This window comes from Algoriphagus litoralis (assembly GCF_003259255.1).
GTDB lineage: Bacteria > Bacteroidota > Bacteroidia > Cytophagales > Cyclobacteriaceae > Algoriphagus > Algoriphagus litoralis.
Genome location: NZ_QGOL01000008.1, coordinates 109,043 through 127,393, shown reverse-complemented (window position 1 = coordinate 127,393; position 18,351 = coordinate 109,043). Strand labels below are relative to the sequence as shown.

The 18,351-nt window shown below is 45.1% G+C and carries 10 protein-coding genes; 3 read left to right on the top strand and 7 right to left on the bottom strand.

Annotated elements, in window-relative coordinates; all coding sequences use genetic code 11:
• Positions 1–2 precede the first annotated feature (2 nt).
• Genes DK188_RS10270 through nadD form a run of 3 tightly spaced genes read left to right on the top strand, consistent with a single transcriptional unit; the run spans position 3 to position 1,419 of the window.
• Positions 3–275 (top strand): mycothiol system anti-sigma-R factor, encoded by a 273-nt coding sequence (locus DK188_RS10270; RefSeq protein WP_111670731.1) that lies wholly within the window; start codon positions 3–5, stop codon positions 273–275.
• Positions 272–850, top strand: a complete 579-nt coding sequence (gene gmk / locus DK188_RS10265; protein WP_111670730.1) for a guanylate kinase — start codon at positions 272–274, stop codon at positions 848–850. Before DK188_RS10270 ends, gmk begins: the two co-directional genes overlap by 4 nt.
• A 2-nt stretch (positions 851–852) precedes the next feature.
• Positions 853–1,419 carry a nicotinate (nicotinamide) nucleotide adenylyltransferase gene (gene nadD, locus DK188_RS10260; RefSeq protein WP_111670729.1) on the top strand — a complete coding sequence of 189 codons (567 nt, stop codon included), beginning with the start codon at positions 853–855 and terminating at the stop codon, positions 1,417–1,419.
• Positions 1,420–1,721: 302 nt separating this feature from the next.
• Here nadD and DK188_RS10255 read toward each other — a convergent pair whose 3' ends face one another.
• From DK188_RS10255 to DK188_RS10225, 7 genes are all read right to left on the bottom strand, one after another.
• Positions 1,722–3,077: a vanadium-dependent haloperoxidase gene (locus DK188_RS10255; RefSeq protein WP_111670728.1), complete on the bottom strand. Its 1,356-nt coding sequence runs from the start codon at positions 3,075–3,077 to the stop codon at positions 1,722–1,724.
• A 127-nt stretch (positions 3,078–3,204) separates the two neighbouring features.
• Entirely contained in the window at positions 3,205–6,471 is a 3,267-nt protein-coding gene (locus DK188_RS10250) for a VCBS repeat-containing protein (protein WP_111670727.1), read from the bottom strand.
• The gene (locus DK188_RS10245) at positions 6,471–9,770 is read right to left on the bottom strand and encodes a VCBS repeat-containing protein (protein WP_111670726.1); all 3,300 of its coding nucleotides are present in this window, start codon (positions 9,768–9,770) and stop codon (positions 6,471–6,473) included. The genes DK188_RS10250 and DK188_RS10245 overlap by 1 nt, the downstream gene beginning before the upstream one ends.
• Positions 9,767–10,351: a hypothetical protein gene (locus DK188_RS10240; RefSeq protein WP_111670725.1), complete on the bottom strand. Its 585-nt coding sequence runs from the start codon at positions 10,349–10,351 to the stop codon at positions 9,767–9,769. Before DK188_RS10240 ends, DK188_RS10245 begins: the two co-directional genes overlap by 4 nt.
• Positions 10,317–13,607 carry a VCBS repeat-containing protein gene (locus DK188_RS10235; protein ID WP_111670724.1) on the bottom strand — a complete coding sequence of 1,097 codons (3,291 nt, stop codon included), beginning with the start codon at positions 13,605–13,607 and terminating at the stop codon, positions 10,317–10,319. The genes DK188_RS10240 and DK188_RS10235 overlap by 35 nt, the downstream gene beginning before the upstream one ends.
• Positions 13,608–13,671: 64 nt before the next feature.
• Positions 13,672–15,162: a RagB/SusD family nutrient uptake outer membrane protein gene (locus DK188_RS10230; RefSeq protein ID WP_111670723.1), complete on the bottom strand. Its 1,491-nt coding sequence runs from the start codon at positions 15,160–15,162 to the stop codon at positions 13,672–13,674.
• Positions 15,163–15,181: 19 nt separating this feature from the next.
• On the bottom strand, positions 15,182–18,175 hold the full coding sequence (locus DK188_RS10225; RefSeq protein ID WP_111670722.1) for a SusC/RagA family TonB-linked outer membrane protein: 2,994 nt from the start codon (positions 18,173–18,175) through the stop codon (positions 15,182–15,184).
• Positions 18,176–18,351 lie beyond the last annotated feature (176 nt).

The window sequence follows — 18,351 nt, the reverse complement described above, 5'->3', positions numbered from 1 at the left end:
TCATGGAAATAAACGATCAAGCATCCGGGGAGCGAAAGCTAGAATGTAGCGATGTGAGCAAATGCTTTCAATTGTTGGAGAGCATACTGGATGGAGAAATGGGCGAAACCGGAAAGGAACTGATGAAGGAAAAGTTGGCAAAATGCCAGCCCTGCTTTGAGCACTTTCATCTGGAGCAGGCCATCCGTGAAATGCTCAAGACCAAATGCACCAAACAACCCGTACCGACCGAACTGGCCAATTCGATCCGCCAGATGATTCAGGAAAGCAAATGAGAAAAACCCAAGGCAAGGCTATAATTTTCTCAGCCCCATCTGGATCGGGAAAGACCTCATTGGTGAAGCACCTGATTCAGCATGTTCCGAATCTCGGTTTTTCGATCTCGGCCTGTACCCGGGACAAAAGAGGTCGGCATGAAGTACACGGTAGAGATTATTACTTTTTAAGCATTGATGAATTCAAGAAAAAGATTGACGAAGATGCCTTTGTGGAGTGGGAAGAAGTCTACGAAGGGAATTTTTACGGTACCCTCAAAGAAGAAGTCCAGCGCATCTGGGACAATGGGAAGGCGGTCATTTTTGATGTAGATGTAAAAGGTGGGCTGGCGCTCAAAAAATACTTTGGACCGCAAGCCCTAGCGATCTTTGTCAAAGTCCCATCTCTTGATGTATTGAAAACCCGGCTGAACGACAGAGGAACCGAATCTGAGGAGTCACTTTCCCGAAGACTCTACAAGGCTGAGTTTGAGGCAAAGTTTGAGCCGCAATTTGATGTCAGTATTCTCAACGATGACTTTGATCGATCCTCCAAAGAGGCAGTCACATTGGTGTCGGAGTTTTTAGCAAATTAAAAATGAAGATTGGGCTGTACTTTGGAAGCTTCAATCCGATACACATCGGACACCTGATTATCGCCAATGTACTATACGATCGAACCGACTTAGATGAGGTTTGGTTTGTGGTCAGTCCCCAAAATCCATTTAAAAAGCAGCAATCGCTGATCCATGAGTTTGACCGATTGCGAATGGTCGAGCTTGCGATAGCGGATCATTTTCACTTCCGGGCCAGCGATGTGGAATTTCGGATGCCAAAGCCGAGCTACACGATCGATACCCTCACGTATCTCAGTGACCAATACCCACAGCATCAGTTTTGCTTATTTTTAGGTTCGGATAATCTGACCCACTTCCAAAAGTGGAAAAACCATCAGGCGATTTTGGACAATTACGAGATTTTTGTATACCCACGACCGGGTGAAGCCAAGGGATTTGAACATCCCAAAATCAAAACCATCGAAGCTCCGCTTTTGGATATCTCCGCCACTTTTATTCGCAAGTCCATACAGGAAGGCCACTCGGTGAAGTACTTGCTGCCGGACAAGGTGGAGGAGTATATTTTGGATCGGAAGCTGTATCAATGAATCCTTCGCTCTCAACCTTTTTTATAATGGTCTATTACCATTTAGGAATTTGAGAAAATTAAGTTTTGGAGATCAAATCTCCTGAGCAGTTCAAGGTATTATGAGTTGAATTAATTGTGCAAAATGAAGCGCTGAATATCAGCCCTTAATTTTCTTAACGGTTAAAAAATCTGGAACAAAAAATCCCGAAACTCTCGCCTCGGGATCTCTATTGTTTCTGCCTTTTTAGCCTAAATGCGACAGCTAAATTTCTGCCTTTAGACCTCTGACTTCTTCCTTGTCTAAATTCTTGTGTCTAATATCTAGCGTCTTTCTAACATCGCCACCCGATCCGGCTTGGTAGAGATTTTCTGCCAGATTAGTTCACCGACTTGTCTTCCTTGCTTGACGCCTTCATTAATAGCCGGCATGTAGTGGATCCCCCCATAAAACCGGCTGATGGCTGCTTCTGCCGCTGCATTGGTGAAGCCTTCAAATTCTCGGACCGGAAGGCCATAGGCTACTTCGGTACTGTCAACGATATGGAGCTCATCCCCGAATAGCTGCGTCAACGAATAAGCAGCAGCGGTGGAAGCTACACTATGTCCGGACGTGTGCTCAGGAAAAGGAGGAGTCTGGAGCAAAGGAACCCAGTCTTCATCGATAAATTGATTGATGTAGGTCTCAGGACGGATCAGTTTGCTTCGGTACTTTTCGTCCCAGCAGGCAATAAATGCTTCATTGAGTGAGATTCCAGTCAATGCCAAAGCTTCCACGGTTCCTTTCCAGTCTTTGCCTGCGGCAGCAGATGCAATGGAGGCAATCCCCATCCAATGGCCGCCTGGGGTGATCTTTTTCTCTGCAAACATCACGTGTCCCTTTACATTCATTTTGTAAGGATTACAGTCCCAAAACATGGCTATTGCTGTCTCTTCGGGGCTTGCGTTTTGCTTGGCATCGTAGACTTCCTTGGCTAATCGGTAAAACTCCGAATTGGGCTCTGTGGAATAGGGAGGAGGCGGAGCAATCTTAAACTGTGCCGCCGAATCCAGTACGAAGGTCCTGATTTTGTTCCAATGCGGCTCAATCGCCTCCATGTATGCTGGAGGAGTGGGCTGCCAGGTTCCCGGCTCGTTTACCACGCTGTATTTTGGGAATGAGCGGCTTTCGTGGTAGTTGTCCTTTTTGGCATAAGCGATCACTTTGTCGCCTACTGCTTTTCCATAATTTACCGAGGCTTCAAACACGTCCTCAGGAATGCCTTTCTCTCGCAATTCTGCATAGACTGCATCCCGGTGCTCGTGCATTTTCTCCTCAGAGAAAATCAATGCTGTTCCGACATGGTAGTAAGCTGCCAAGGAGGCAAGAGGTGCATAGACATTGTCAGGTACCGGTAGCTTAATAGGTTCGGATCCGTTCAACTGACCCATTAATGGGGCGTAGTTTTTCGGGTCGCTCGCCGCAGCCACTTCATAGCCTGCCAGCGAAGTATAGGAATAAATCCGTGCGGCCACAGGAGGTGAGAAGATATCATGAATAATGACTTCTGTGATCCGGGTTTGAGCTCGATGGAAATACTGACCATCGCTGATTGCATTGCTGTAGTCTACAGGTTCTTGGCAGGCGGTAAACGCCAAGCTGATACCAAGCACAACAGAGAGTAATTTTAAAGTACGCATAACGTGGGTTTTCATTTTTAAGTTGACGATAGATTGATCCCTTGCGGGTGATTGGGTTTTATCAACTTACATGATTGTTCAAATCTAACTATAAGGCAGTCAATGCCAAATGATTTACCTCAGGTTTTTATCGTATCCAGATCAGCGGGCCATTGTTTTGAGCTCCCAGAATTGAAATTCCCTGATTTGTCATGACCGATTTCAGCTTTCTGATTTCAGCTTTCTGGCTACTGCCTTTAGGAAATAAATTCCAACCCGAATGACTCCATTGGTAGGCCTGAATTCCCAGATTCATTGATTTACCGAGATCGACCCGGAAATCGGATGAATTTCCTCCGAGGTAAACTGTTCCTTTCTCATCCACTTCTATGGCGAAAATGGGACTGAGCTGAGCCTCCGAAGGAAAAGCCTCAAATACAAACCTACCGTCGGTCTGCTGGAAATAGACGCCGGATCTGAACTCATAGGCTGGAAGTTTCCGAGCTTTGCTTATTTCTTCCTTAGGAAAAAGATCCTCCGGTTTGGCGATTTTGGCATAGTCCTGATAGGAAGCATGCAGTCGCTTAACCCCCGGAATCTGCCGAATCAAATCGTCTCTGGTGGCAAAAGGAACCAACTTTTCTCCCATGTAATGAAAAATTATAGGATCTGCCTGTCCATTTCCGTCAAAGTCATGATGATACAGCCAGACAGGTTTCTCTTCAGAAGCCTTCAGTTTGCTGTTTAGTCCCAGATTTCCGGTCAGAATATCCAAAAGCCCATCTCCATTCAAATCTGCGACATTGATGGTATTGATCCAGCCCGCGGAAAACTCCAAACCTTTAGGCTTGATTTCGGTAAGTTTCTTTTCCCCAGAATGGGCAAATACCCGGATGCCCTGCCAGTCACCACTTAAAATTAATTCCGCTCTTCCGTCTCCATTCAGATCCGCCCAAGTGGCAGAATTGATCATGCCGAGTGCCATTTTTGGCCCAAACCAAGCTTCGGTTTCGTCTTTGAACTGTCCTTTTCCCTGATTTATGAGCAAGCTGCTTTTGGGACTGGCCCCGTAGTCGCCAGTTTTGACCGAGGTGCCAACAAAAAGATCCAAGTCCCCGTCTGAATCTACATCCTGAATCGCCAGGGTAGATGTATTTTCACCAAAAGGAGGAAGAGAATTCATCGAAAACCGGAAATTGCCTGAGCCATCTCCAAAGAATATCCGGTCAAAATTGAACAGATTGCCAGATTCGTTTTCATTTCCTGCACTGCCCACATACAAGTCTAGATATCCATCTCCATTGAGGTCTGCAAACTCAGCTAGGACGTCTTCTGCTTTGGCCAACTGAGAAAACATGGGATTTGAGATTTCTTCAAAAGATCCGTCTGCTTTTTGCATGAAAAAAGCCCCAGCTTGAACTTTGGCACCTCCGACATAAAAGTCGTCCAAACCGTCTCCATTTACATCGCCTACAGCTAAAGCAGGACCCATTTTGGAAAAGCTCTTCGGAGCCAAATACTCACGCTTGATGAAATCCACCTCATCTTTTTCCACATGAGTCCAATCAATCGGAATCGAATCATCCACAGAACTATCCGCTGGATTTGATCTCTCGAAAGGCTTTCCTTGACCCTGAGAAAGAACCAAGCTTTGATTTGCTGCTGCTTTCGGGAAGATTTCTGTCTTCCCATTTGCCCAATTCACTTGAATAGAGTCAACGGAACCAGTTTTCCCCAAACCAAAAACCAAAGTAGTGGAGGGACCCGATTGGAAACCGCGGCTTGTGCTCAGCCGCTGAGACCATTTCTGATTTTCGGCGAAAAGAATCACCTGAGCTCCGATTCCGTGTTGATTTTGGCCCTCGGCTTTCAGATCAATTCGAAGGAAGTTATTTCCGGACTTTTCGCTCTGATTCTGATAGACAAATGCCTCCTGATCCAAATTGTTGATTACCAGATCCAGATCGCCGTCATTGTCCAAATCTGCAAAAAGGGAACCATTGGAATAGCTTTCCTGGCCCAAACCCAGACGCTGGGCCTCATTCCTAAAGGTCAAATCGCCTTGATTTCTCCAAGCAAAGTTGGAGATTTTCAGACTTGGTAGCATGTCGATCTGCCTTTTTCGCAGTTCTTCCATGCTGAGATTCGGATCTGCTTCCTGGCTGTATTGGATGAAATCGAGGTCATTGGGCCGCTTCACGATTCCATTGGTCACGTGAATGTCCTGTCGCCCATCATTATCCATGTCAAAGAGTAGTGGCGACCAGCTCCAATCCGATGCGTGGACACCGGCGAAAAGTGCGATTTCGGCAAAGCCTTTTCCCCCCTGATTGAGCTGCAGGTGATTGCGCACATACTGATCCTGATAGCCAAACTGCTCCTTCACCTGATAGACTTCAGCTTTGTCTTCTCCGACGGATTTCATCCAGATTTCGGGGTCTTCGGGTAGCATGTCCGTGGTGAAGATTTCTGGTAAACCGTCTCCATTCAAGTCTGCCGCATCATTTCCCATGCTGTAGCGACTGGTGCTAGAGATTGTTTCATTCAGCGCTTCGCGAAAAGTGCCGTCCTGTTGATTGAGGTAGAGGTAGTCGTTTTCTGTGAAGTCATTGGACACGTATATGTCCAGCCAACCATCCCCATTGAAGTCTTCCACACTTACACCCAGACCAAAACCCAAAATACTGGAGTAAATGCCTGAGGTTTCTGTGACGTCCTCAAAGCCCCTTTTACCTTCAGCAGCCAGATTTTTGAATAGTTTATCGCCACTTGGATCAAACTTCTCACGGGCTCCGGCTCTCGCAAAGACTTCGGGAGACTTGACATTGTGATTGAGCAGGTACATGTCCAGATCGCCGTCCCGGTCATAATCAAAAAACACAGCATGCGTGCTATATCCCTTGAAATCAAGACCATATTCAGCTGCTGCCTCCCGAAACTTCCCTTCCCCGAGGTTTAGGTAGAGTTTATTTTTTCCGTCGATTCTAGGCAGATTTCCCACCTGACAGACATAAAGGTCAAGCAATCCATCCCCATTTACATCGGCCATGGTGACACCGGTGGACCATCCACCATCTCCGCTGACATCAGCAGATTCGGTAATATCCTCAAATTTGAAATTCCCCTTGTTGAGATAGAGCTTGTTGGGAACTTGGTTGCCGGTGAAATAGAGGTCAACCAGTCCATCTCCATCAATATCGCCTGCTGCTACTCCGCCGCCGTTGTAGAAATAGAGGTATTCGATGATGTTGTTTTCGGGAGTAGAGGTAAGCTGATTTTGAAAAGTAATTCCAGTTTGCTCGGGAGAAAGCAACCTGAAGAGGGTAGGACCTTCTGTGGTTTTTTCTTTGACACAGGAAAAAAGCAATAGCCCGAGCCCAAAGGCAACCGTGTATTTCGATCTTAATCCCCTCATCAGAACTTCCAGATTTCAGCTGCTGCGCTGTTTTTCACGACCAAAATCTGATTTCCTTCCAATAGGGAGAAGGCACGAACATCCCCTTCAAGCCTCAATCCATTCTGATAGTTTGGACTGTATAAGAAGGTTCCGTCTCCTTTTCCGATCAATACATCACCGAAACTTGCATCAAATTTGCCGATTTCAGGTTTGATCTGGGATAGATTACCTCCCAAAATAAGATCAAGGATTCCATCCTGATTGAGGTCAAGTACCTGAATAGCAAAAGTCCAAGAGCGCTGTGCGAATCTTGGGAAAGGTTTCCAGTCGAAATTGCCGCCTCCGAGATTCAGTAAAACACCCGATTCGAAGTTGTTCACTTCCTGAAGGATAGACTTGTCTATAATTTCTTTGGGGAAAATGTCAGTCAGACCCTTATTGTTATAGTCGGTGTATCGGATATACTTTTTCTTAATGATAGGCACCTGCCTTTCGAGCTCATGTTTTAGCGTGTAAGGAATCTGAATGTCATTTACTTTTTGGGTGAAAAGATGCTCGATTGATCCATTTTGATCAAAATCATTCAAAAACAAACTCACTGGAGAAGTTGAAGAAGCCTTAAATCGAGAATTTAGTCCATGATTACCCAATACAATATCTGGCAATCCATTTGCGTCAAAGTCTGCGATTTCCACAGTCCGATACCAGCCTTTCAGGTTGGCTAGGTTTGGCATCGCTACTTTTTCCAGAGTTCCACCTTCATTTTTGAAAAGTGTGGGAGCCATCCATTCGCCAACCAGGACAAGGTCATTTTTCCCATCCCCATCGTAATCTACCAGCTTAGAATCTGTCACCATTCCCAGATCCTTCAGGGCTGGGGCGATCGCAGCCGATTGCTCGGAGAAGTTACCCTTGCCATCGTTGATCCAGAGATGACTGCTGGCGGGAGCTCCATAGGTGAAGGGGACAAGCCTACCACCGACAAATAGATCCATGGCTCCATCTTCATTGATATCGATTAAGCTGACTGTGCTACTAGACCCAAATACCGAAGAAAACCCGGCTTTTTGATGCTTGCTGAAGTTTCCCTTCCCATCATTGAGGTACAGTCTATCTGCTAAATCAGGGGATCCGAAGCCTGATTCATTACCGCCTGAAGCAACAAACAAGTCCAAATCACCATCCCCATCTGCATCAAAGAATACTGCATCAGTATCTTCAGATAAGGCATCCTCAAGGAATGTTTCCTGCGGACTTTCTTTGAATTTGCCCGATGGATCAGCCAAATAGAGTTTAGCCGGGTATGTTTTGGCTCCGCCAAAGAAAAGATCGTCCAATCCATCGCCATTCACATCAGCCTTGGCAAATGCCGGCCCCTCCGTAGAAAACATGAAGTAAGTCAATCGGTCGCGGTCAAAATCCACAAAGGCATTTTCTTGATGGACAAATTCCAAATTGGAGTTTTCAGCTTTTGAGAATTGTGGAGTCATTTTGGCCTCAAAGAATGATTCCCCTTCAAGGAGATCACTTGCTTCCTCCCATTTAACTTCTAAGAGTTGATCAGCGTTTTGATCGGTCAGTTCAGATATTTTTCCATCAGGCCAGAGAATTTGGACTTTGTGCACCTGCAGGATCGATCCTAAGCCAAGCGTGATCTTGGGGTCTACAGAAGATTGGAATCCCCTGTTTGGCATCTGCTCTGCATAGAAGATTTTGTCCCCTGCGGTGACCCGGATTTGGGTACCGATACCCTGGGTATTTTGTCCTTTTCCGATGAGTTTGATTTGGAGGGAATGGTTTTCGGGATGGAGCGTTTTGCCCTGATTTTTAAAGATCTGAGCTGGCTTGTTCACATTGTTGACCACCAAATCCAATGTACCGTCATTGTCCAGATCGCCATAGGCTGCTCCATTGGAATGAATCGCCTGACCCAATCCCCAAGCATCTGCCTGGTTTTCAAATTTCAATTCACCCAAGTTATGAAAGGCATAATTCGGAATCGGATTGACGGGAATCGGATCGATCAGCGCTTTGTAATTGACGCCTTCCTGAGAGATGATTTGGCTTTTGGTCTGCTCGTCATCGATAAAATTCAGGTAATCCAAGTCTGTAATGTCCTGATAGATACCATTGGCGACAAAAATGTCCCGTAGTCCATCATTGTCCATGTCAAACATCAGCGCTCCCCAGCTCCAGTCTGTCGCCTCTACATTGGATAATCGACCCATCTCGCTGAAGGTCCCATCACCATTGTTTACATGGAGCATATTCCGGGAAAACTGATAGTGATAGCCATGCGTCTTGTTGAACTGGAATTTGTCCCAATTCTCGAAAGTAGTCACCTGCTTCAGCCGGACTTGGGGTTCGGGAAGCATGTCTGTCACAAATATGTCCAGCAGGCCATCTCCGTTGATATCAGCGATATCCGCTCCCATGGAAGCGGCACTGATTGATCGCATGGAGGTTTCCAGCGCTTCCGTGAAGGTTCCGTCCTGGTTGTTGATATAGAGGTAATCTTTTTCGAAGAAGTCATTCGAGATGAAGATATCCGGCCAAGTGTCTTGATTGACATCGCCGATGGTGATCCCCAGTCCAAAACCGATGATCGAGCCATAGATTCCAGCTTCCTCGGAAACATCAATGAATTTTCCGCCTTCGTTTTTGAAGAGCTTGTCACCTCCGACTGGATCTCGGTTTGGGCGCTCATTCTGCATTTTATTGAAGCTACCGATCGCTTGGTAGGAGTTGTTGAGCAGGTAAACGTCCAAGTCACCGTCTTTGTCATAGTCAAAGAAAACTGCATGGGTGGAAAAACCCTGGTCGGCGAGGCCGTAGCTTTCAGCCTCTTCGGTGAAAGTTCCGTCACCCTGATTGATGAAAAGCTCGTTTTGCTTGTTGTCTCCCGAGATATCCCCGGAATTGCAGACGTAGATATCCAAAAATCCGTCCCCGTTCACATCAGCCATTGCTACACCCGTACTCCAGGCACGCGTACCTGCTACCCCTGCGGTTTCGGTGATATCTTCAAATGAGAAGTTTCCTTTATTCCGATAAAGTTTGTTTGGACCCAGATTGGCGGTAAAATAGAGGTCTACCCAACCGTCATTGTCGATGTCACCGATCGCGACACCCCCACCATTGTAATAATTTCGGTAGGTGAAGACATTGAATTCTTCATCGAAGTTTAAATCATTTCTAAAGTCAACTCCGGAAGTATCTGCTGCTACTTCCTGATAAAGTGTAAGGGTTTTGACCTTTTGATCCTGACAGGAATAAAGTGAAATCAGAAGAAAAAGGCTAAGGATCTGAATTCTCATGAATTGGTGTTTTCTTTTAATTTTTTCTCCACGGGAAGGTCAGAGATCTCCACACGTACTGTTGAAATGTGCTTTTTGAAAATACGGATCCGACGATTCCCGTCCATTTTCACAAATGCGAGCTGTGATTTGTCTTCGTTGCTGACCTCAATGAATCCGGTACCATACCACTCTTCCATTAGCTTGAGTACATCATCCCGCAATTTCTCAGCGGACAACTCTTCATTCCATGGAGCCCAACCTTCATAGGTGAATTCGACTGGCATGAGGTAGATTTTATCCTGTTCAAATTTTGGGTAAAAACGCATTCTAGCCGGATTTCCAGAAGGCATTTCGGCTTTGTATTCTACTGAAAGCTCTGTAGGGCCATTGGACAATTTCCCCTGCTTATTCAGCTCCCAGCAGGTTTCGAAGAAAGCCCTGCGATCCATTCCCAATTCCAGTCCAAAAAACAACTCATTGACTTGCTTTCCGGAGTTGAGTTCCTTTTGCTCCAGCTGCTCGTACTCAGATTGACAGGAGAAAAAGAGCAGAATCAGGACTATACTAGTGACGGATTTCAAATACCAGTGGCGTATCATTATTTCTTAGGACTACTAAATTTGGTTTGTTTTCAAGATTGATTTGGATCAAGTCCCGGATTTCGCCGGATACAAATAATCCACTTTCCTCGGGCAGAAGTGCCTTCCATTGATTTTTGCCAGTTGGCTTCAGAACCCAGGCGTAGCTTCCCATTTGGCTACCGAGTTCGGGTTTGATGCGGCTTTGATTTCCTCCAAACACCAAATAGGATTCTCCGGATCCTGTCTCAACGGAAGTAATCGAATAGACTGGAGCGGATTGGACATCAAAGGGAAGGGGAGTCGATTGAAACTTCCCCTGACCATCATTTATCCAAAGGCTAGTTTCCAGAATCTCAGCCTGCAAAGTTAAGGAATTCGCCCAAATTGCTTCAGGGAAAAGCTCTTCCAAGGATTTGTTTTGGTAGGATTCGTAGGTGAGGAGTTGCTTGCGGAGTATCGGAATCTGCCTGATTAAGGCAGGTTTCAGTACCCATGGAATGGTTCTTTGATTTTCATAACTGGACAGGATGTGATCCAGTGATCCATTTTGGTCGAAGTCATTGATGATCATCCTGAGTTCGGAGCTAGGATTCGTCCGCAGCCTGGAGTTGAGTCCGTGATTTCCCGCCAAAAGATCAGGGTTTCCATCCCCGTTTACGTCTTTGACCAAAAGGGTGTTCCATAGCCCCCGAGTCTTTTCCAAGCCAAATTCAGCTGTCCGTTCAGCTAATTTTCCATGGGAGATGGAAAAAATTCGAATCGGCAGCCATTCCCCGGTGATGATCAGTTCGGTGATTCCATCTCCATCTAAATCAGACAAAGCGCCAGAAGTGAGCATGCCAATTTTCGCTAGCTCAGCATCGAGTTTTGGGGTGATTTCGGAGAAGTTTCCCTTGCCGTCGTTTTCCCAGATCTGGAGTCCACAGGGGATTCCGTAGCCAAAAGGTATGGCACGATTGCCCGTGATCAGGTCCAAATCCCGGTCTCCATCGATATCATGCGAAAGGATAAACGAAGTCGAAGTAGGAGGGAAGGTTTGAGGTGATTTTTGGAAGAATCCAGTGCCATCATTCAAGTACAGTCTATCCGAATAAGTGCCGGAGTTGTCACCAAACTCAATGCTCCCGCTGCCTACAATCAAATCCATCTGTCCATCTCCGTTGGCATCAAAGAAATGTGCCACTACATCCTCAGAAATAGCGTCTTGCTCGAAGAGAGTGGATTGTTGCGATAAGAATTCTCCGGATGCTTGCTGGATCAAAAGTCCGGAGCTTTGACCTTTTCCACCCGGAATGAAAAGATCAGGCAATCCGTCGCCATTTACATCGGCTTTGGCGGCTTTGGGGCCTTCGTTACTGATCATCCAGAATCGGAGCCGGTCTCGGTCAAAGTCTACAAAATCACTTTCTAGGTGACGAAAAGGAAGACTAAGATCCTTTTGTACGAGAAGTGGAATTCCCGGAATTTGAATGGGAGTTTGGGTTAAGCTGACCTGTTCTGGAACAAGTTTGAGCGCCTGATTGCTTGACACCTCATGGATAAGGGTGGATTTGCCATCCGGCCAGAGGATCCGAAGGGAGTCGAGTTTTTCAAGTTTTCCCAGCCCAAAGTGAATACGGGGATCTACCGAGGACATGTATCCTTTGACCGGTTGGTATTCCTGATAGAATGTTTGATTGCCTGCAAAAGCAGTGACTTTGGCTCCAAAAGCTCTGCCTAAGTCCAGACTGAGGTAATTTCCCTTTTGAGTATCTGAGCTGGTATTTTGGTAAATGAAAGTGCGTTCATTCAGGTTGTTGACGACCAAATCCAGATCACCGTCGTTGTCCAGATCTGCATAAGCCGAACCTGTACTAAAGGTAAGCTGATCCATGCCCTGACTTGTAGCTTCGTTTGCAAAGCTCCAGTTTCCAAGGTTTTTGAATAGAAAATTCATCTGGGGATTGGATGGAAAAGCATCGATCATCTTGGTCAAAAGCACCGAATCTGCCCGATAGCGGTTGACTTTGTCCTGGTTGTTGACATAGAAGTCCACAAAATCAAAATCGGTCAGGTCCTTTACTATTCCATTGGCGACAAAGATGTCTTTCATTCCGTCGTTGTCCATGTCAAAGATCAATGCGCCCCAACTCCAGTCAGTGGCATGTACGCCTGCCATTCGGCTGACTTCGGAAAATATTGGAATTTTGCTCCCCGGTCTGAAGCCCAAGTTTCGCTGGAGAGTATTTCTGGTAAATTGATAATGGTATCCGGCTTTGACACTGGATTGATACTTGTCCCATTCTTCAAATGGGGTTTTGGTTTTGACTCGTGAAAGCTCATTTGGGAGCATCTCGGTCACAAAAATATCCGGACGGGCATCATTGTCCAGATCCGCAATGTCTGCCCCCATACTTCCCATGCTGATTTCGGGAAGGATCTCAGGAAGAACCTCGGAAAAAGTACCGTCTTGGTTGTTGAGATAGAGATAGTCTCGCTCGAAGAAGTCATTGGAGACGTACAGGTCGGGCCAATTGTCATCATTCAGGTCAGCGACTGTGACCCCTAATCCATACCCAATCACACTGCCGTAGATTCCTGCCTGTTCTGATACGTCGGAAAATGAGGCTCCGTCATTTCTGAAAAGCTTATTTCCTCCATCGGGATCTCGGATTTCCCGCTGCCCTTCCCGTAGATCATAGACCCCTACAGATCGGCCTGAGTTACTGAGTAGGTACATGTCCAGGTCCCCGTCTTTGTCATAATCAAAGAATACAGCGTGCTGACTGAGACCTTCTGCTGCGATTCCGTAAGCTTTGGATTTTTCAGAAAAAGTAAGGTCTCCGTTGTTGATGAAAAGTTCATTGTGTCGCTTCTCTCCGCCCGGAGGACCGGATTTGCATACGTAGATATCGAGTAAGCCATCGCCATTCACATCAGCCATGCTTACTCCAGTAGACCAATATCCACCGGAATTTAAGCCGGCTGCATCGGTAATGTCTTTGAAATTCAGATTTCCTTGGTTGAGGTATAGTCTGTTTGAAGTTTGATTTCCAGCTAAAAAAATATCTGGTAGGCCGTCATTATTCACGTCTCCTATGGCAACTCCTGCGCCGTTGTAAAAATTCCGAAAGGTATAGGGGTTTACCTTTTCGGTATAGCTGAGGTCATTTCTAAAGCTGATTCCGGATATTTCCTCAGGAACAAGATTGAAAACGGGTTCAGGGATTTGTTTTTCCTGCTGACAGGAAAAAAAGGAAAGAAACAGGAGGAATAGAATGTTTCTTTGCTTCATGGTCTTGGGTAAAAAAAAGGAAGTGTACCGAGGCACACTTCCTTTAAAGTTAACTCAGATTTGATTAATAACCCGGGTTTTGTACCAAACTTGGGTTTGCGTTGATCGCTTGCTGTGGAATAGGGAACAGGGCTCTGAATGGCTCAGATTGTCCTTTTTCCCACCATGGCTGGTTCCACTTCCCGAAGCGGATCATATCAGTTCTTCTGCTTGCTTCAGCAAACATTTCGAACCCTCTTTCTTCGAAGATGATATCCAAAGTAAGGGAAGTGTAGGCAGGCATACCTGCTCTGGTTCTAATCTGGTTGATAGCAGCCAAAGCTTCTGCATTTTTTCCTTGACGGAAAGCAGCCTCAGCTTTGATCAGAATGATATCACCAAGACGAATCAATGGATAATCATTGTTCAAGCTAGACGCAGCACCAGAAGCGAATTCAAATTTACCCACTCTAACTCCCGCCTGTCTTAATGCATTAGGAGCAAGCATGTTGATTTCTGGTGTGAACGTCAAAGGTTGACCATCCGGATCACCTGCTTCAGCAGAGATATCGTTCAGTCTGCTTCCGTCAGAAGCGAATTGAGGACCTACTAGGAATGAGTTCTTGCGGACGTCAGCGTCATCAAAGTTGTTGTAGAACTCTTCCAAAGAGGCATAGCCATTCCAAGGTTGCTCCTGCAAGTTGTAAGTGTTCTGGCTCAAATAATGCAAAGTCATCTGAGGAAGGTTAAAGCCTCCCGCATTGTTTTGATCATAAGGAAGCGTCAGAATATTCTCAGTGGATCCGTTATTTCTTTCGGAGAAATTGGTGAAGAAATTAGAAGACAGGGAGAACACACCACTGTTGATCACTTCATTGGCAGCAGCTTCAGCTTCAGCCCACTTGGCAGTGCCAGTGTAGATTTCAGCATTCAAATACAACTTAGCCAACATTGCCTGAGCAGAATAATAGTTGACAGTAGTTTTGGTATTTGATTTTGGCAAAAGGTCAATGTTTTCTTTGATTGAGCTTTCGATGAATGCAAATACTTCAGCACGGGAGTTGTTTGTTGGGTTACCACCTGTAGAAGTTTCTTCGATGATAGGCACGTTACCGAACGAATCAATCAACCAGAGGTAAACTAGAGCTCTCAATACTTTAAGCTCTGCATTCAAGGCCTCAACATCCGGATATTGAATCAACAAGTTGTTGATTTCACCGATTGCGGTGTAGCAATAGTTCCAAGAGTTGTTGAAGGCTTCATCAGATGGCTGCCAAGTATGTCTGTGCATTCTTAGCCAAAGTCCACCATCTTCCCAGTCAGCTCCTTTTTGAGGAATGGCCATTTCGTCAGAAGATATTTCATAGATGGACCAGATGCTATTGTGACCTCCCCAAGAACCTACGATTCTTGAATAAGCGGAAGCTTTGAGGACATTAATCAAATTCGGATTGTTGCTGTTTGCAATATCATCCGCAGTCACACCATCCAACACCTCTTGCTCAAGCTCCTGACATGCGCCCAAGGCATAAACCAATGGGAGCATCAAACAGATTTTACTTATAGATTTTAACATATCTGTAGAATTTGATTGGTTATTTAAAGTTAACTGTTACACCCAATGTGAATGAACGAGTCTGGAAGTAGGTATTTCTACGCTCAATACCCGGAGAAAGAGCAGATGTAAATGCATCATTGTTCTCAGAGTCATTTGTTCTTACTTCCGGATCAACACCGGTGTAATTGGTAATTGTGAATAAGTTCTGTGCAGCGAAGTACACTCTCAAAGAACTCAAATTTGGAGAATTGGTTTTTACATTGTATCCAATCTCAGCGTTGTCCAAACGGATAAATGAAGCATCTTCTACTACAGAGCTATTGAATGTAGGAGTAGAGATTACCAATGGATTGGTAGGAGTCTTGTCTGTCACTACAGAGTTCCAGGTGTTGGAAGCAGGGTCAGCGTTTTCATAGAAACCTCTGTAAGAGTTGTACAGATCATGTCCCCATGCACCTCTGAGGAAGAAGTTCAAGCTCCACTGTCCATAGGAGAAGCTGTTGGTGAAGCCAAACTCACCTTTAGGGAGACCGTTACCCAATTTTTCAAATTGATTTGGATCGGTAGTAGAAAGAATATACTCTCCGTTTTCTGTCAATCCATTCAGTCTTGGTCCATAGATGTCACCCAATGTCTGACCTACTCTGTTGTAGATGATTGGGTTGTTGTTTTGTCCAGGAGAACCTGGAGTCGCAAATCGCAATTCTTCAAAACCAAGCTCCCCAGCGGATAAACTTTCGATAGTAGTCTTGTCATAGATTGTGAAGTTCAAAGTAGGAGTCCACTTTAGGGCGCCTTTTCCGATTTGATTCACACTTACCGCGAATTCAAATCCAGCTGCTCTAAGGTCTGCCAAGTTCACCCAAGTAGAACCTGCGGTGTTGAATCTTCCCGGATCGAATGGGTTAGGTGCACCAGTAGCCACCGGTACGTTGAACAATAGATCAGAGATATTTCTGGTGTAGTAATCTACACTACCTGTCACTTTGTTGTTGAACATTCCAAAGTCGATACCAAAGTTCAATTCTTCTTTAGTTTCCCATTTTAAGTCTTGGTTTGGATTTGAAAATTGGTTGATCCCCACGAAAATATCGTTTTGTGTCAATGGATCGCCATCCAAGTCGATTCTGTTACCGTTGCCAAATACACCCAAAGCCAAGGTTGGAGATGGAGGAAGGTTACCGGTGATACCGAATGAAACTCTAGGCTTGAACTGAGAGAAAACTCCCATGTCAAAAATTTGAGTGAAATCAGATCCCAAAGAGAATGCAGGGAAAACACCAGTTTGGTTGTTTGGTCCGAATCCTGAGTAAGTTTCCGCTCTTACTGAAGCAGAAAGGAAGATCATATTGTCCCAGTTGAAGTTTGCTCTTCCGAATACGGAGTTGAGTTGATCTTCATTAGCGTAAGAAGAAACTTCGGTGTTATTTCCGACTCTGATTGCTCCAGCTCCTAAGTTATTCCATCCCAAGTCAAACAGATATTGTCTAACTCTAGCATTAAATCCTTGGTTGGTAGTGAACTGAAGGCCCACACCGCCTAGGAGTGTCATGTTCAATTTATCAGAAAGATCAGTTTCGTATCTTAAAGTAGATTCGAAGATTCGTTGAGATCGGTCTCTTGTAATCCGTTGAGCAGAACCAGTTGCACCTAGACCTACTTGGAAATCCTGCAATGACCAGAAGTTACCTTCAAGTTCATTTCTTCTGTCCTGAGAATACTGTCCGGTAATAGTAAGGTTTGGAAGAATGTCATATTCTACTCTGTAAGAAGTTAGGGCAGTTTTAACTTCACCAACAAACTTTTGCTGATTAGCAAGTGCTACTGGATTGTAGAAGTCAAAAAGATCTCGCTGGAAATAACCTCCGAATCTGTCCTGAGCTGCTTCAGTGTTTTCAAAAACAGGAGCCGTAGGATTGTAAATCGTAGCATATCTAAATGCAGCATCGTTAATTGATTCTCGCGAGGTATTGGTAAAGCTTAGGTTAATATTGAATCTCAATTTGTTGTCCAAAGCACCCTGAGAAAGGTTCAATCTGGTGTTTAGTCTTTCATTACCCACACCGTTTACAATCCCGTTGTTATCTCTGTAGTTGACAGAAGCCATATAGCTAGAGTTACCGAAACTTCCGGAAACACTTGCGTTGGTAGTGTAAGAAATCGCATCGTCGATCAGCTCATTTCTCCAATCGGTGTTGCTTCCGAAATCCGTACCCCCTCTTGCCACAAACTCCTCGGCAGAAAGAATAGGAATCAAATTGGTTGCTTGATCTACCGTAGCAAATGAATTGATGGTCACATTGGTAGTTCCTTCTTTTTTCCCCTGTCTGGTGGTGGTAATCAAAATTACACCAGAAGAACCTCTAGCACCGTAGATAGCAGCAGCTGATCCATCCTTCAAAACGTCAATTGACTGGATATCATTTGGATCGACGTTTTCAAGCGAAGCACCAATTACACCATCCAATACTATCAATGGGGAAGAGTTGGCACCGAAAGTTGAAAGACCTCTAAGTCTTACCTGGAATGCATTGTTTGGGTTACCTCCCGGACGGGTGATAGACAGACCTGCCACCTTACCTTGAAGCAATTGTGCCGGGTTGGATACGTTACCCCGGTTGAAGTCTTCCGGCTTGACACCTACTACGGCAGAAGTGATTTCTTTCTTATCCTGGGAACCATAACCGATTACGACTGCTTCTTCAAGGCTTTGGATATCCTCTTCAAGATTTACAGTGATGTTGGTCTGGTTACCGATCTCTACTTCCTGAGTCATATAGCCGACAAAGGAAATCACGAGTACCTGATCGTCTGCCTGTAGCGGAAGGGTGAATTTTCCGTCCAAATCCGTGGCTGTACCACGGGTAGTGCCTTTGACGATCACTGTGGCACCAGGAACAGGGTCTCCATAAGCAGCGTCCATAACTGTACCAGAGATGGAGCGACTTTGGGCATTGGCTGCTAGCGTTGCACCTAGTGTCAGTGCAAACGCAAGCATCAATGTCTTGAGTTTTGGTAAATAATTTCTCATAGGGTTTTTTGTTTTTTAAAAATCGAAATAGGTATGAGTACTTGTATTTCGAATCTAAGGTGAATCCTAAATTTTGATTTTGCAATAATTAACAAAACCCCTATTCTGAGTTGCTGAAATCTATTTTCAACAGAACAATGTATTATTTGTTAAATTCACAATGAATTATTCGTTTT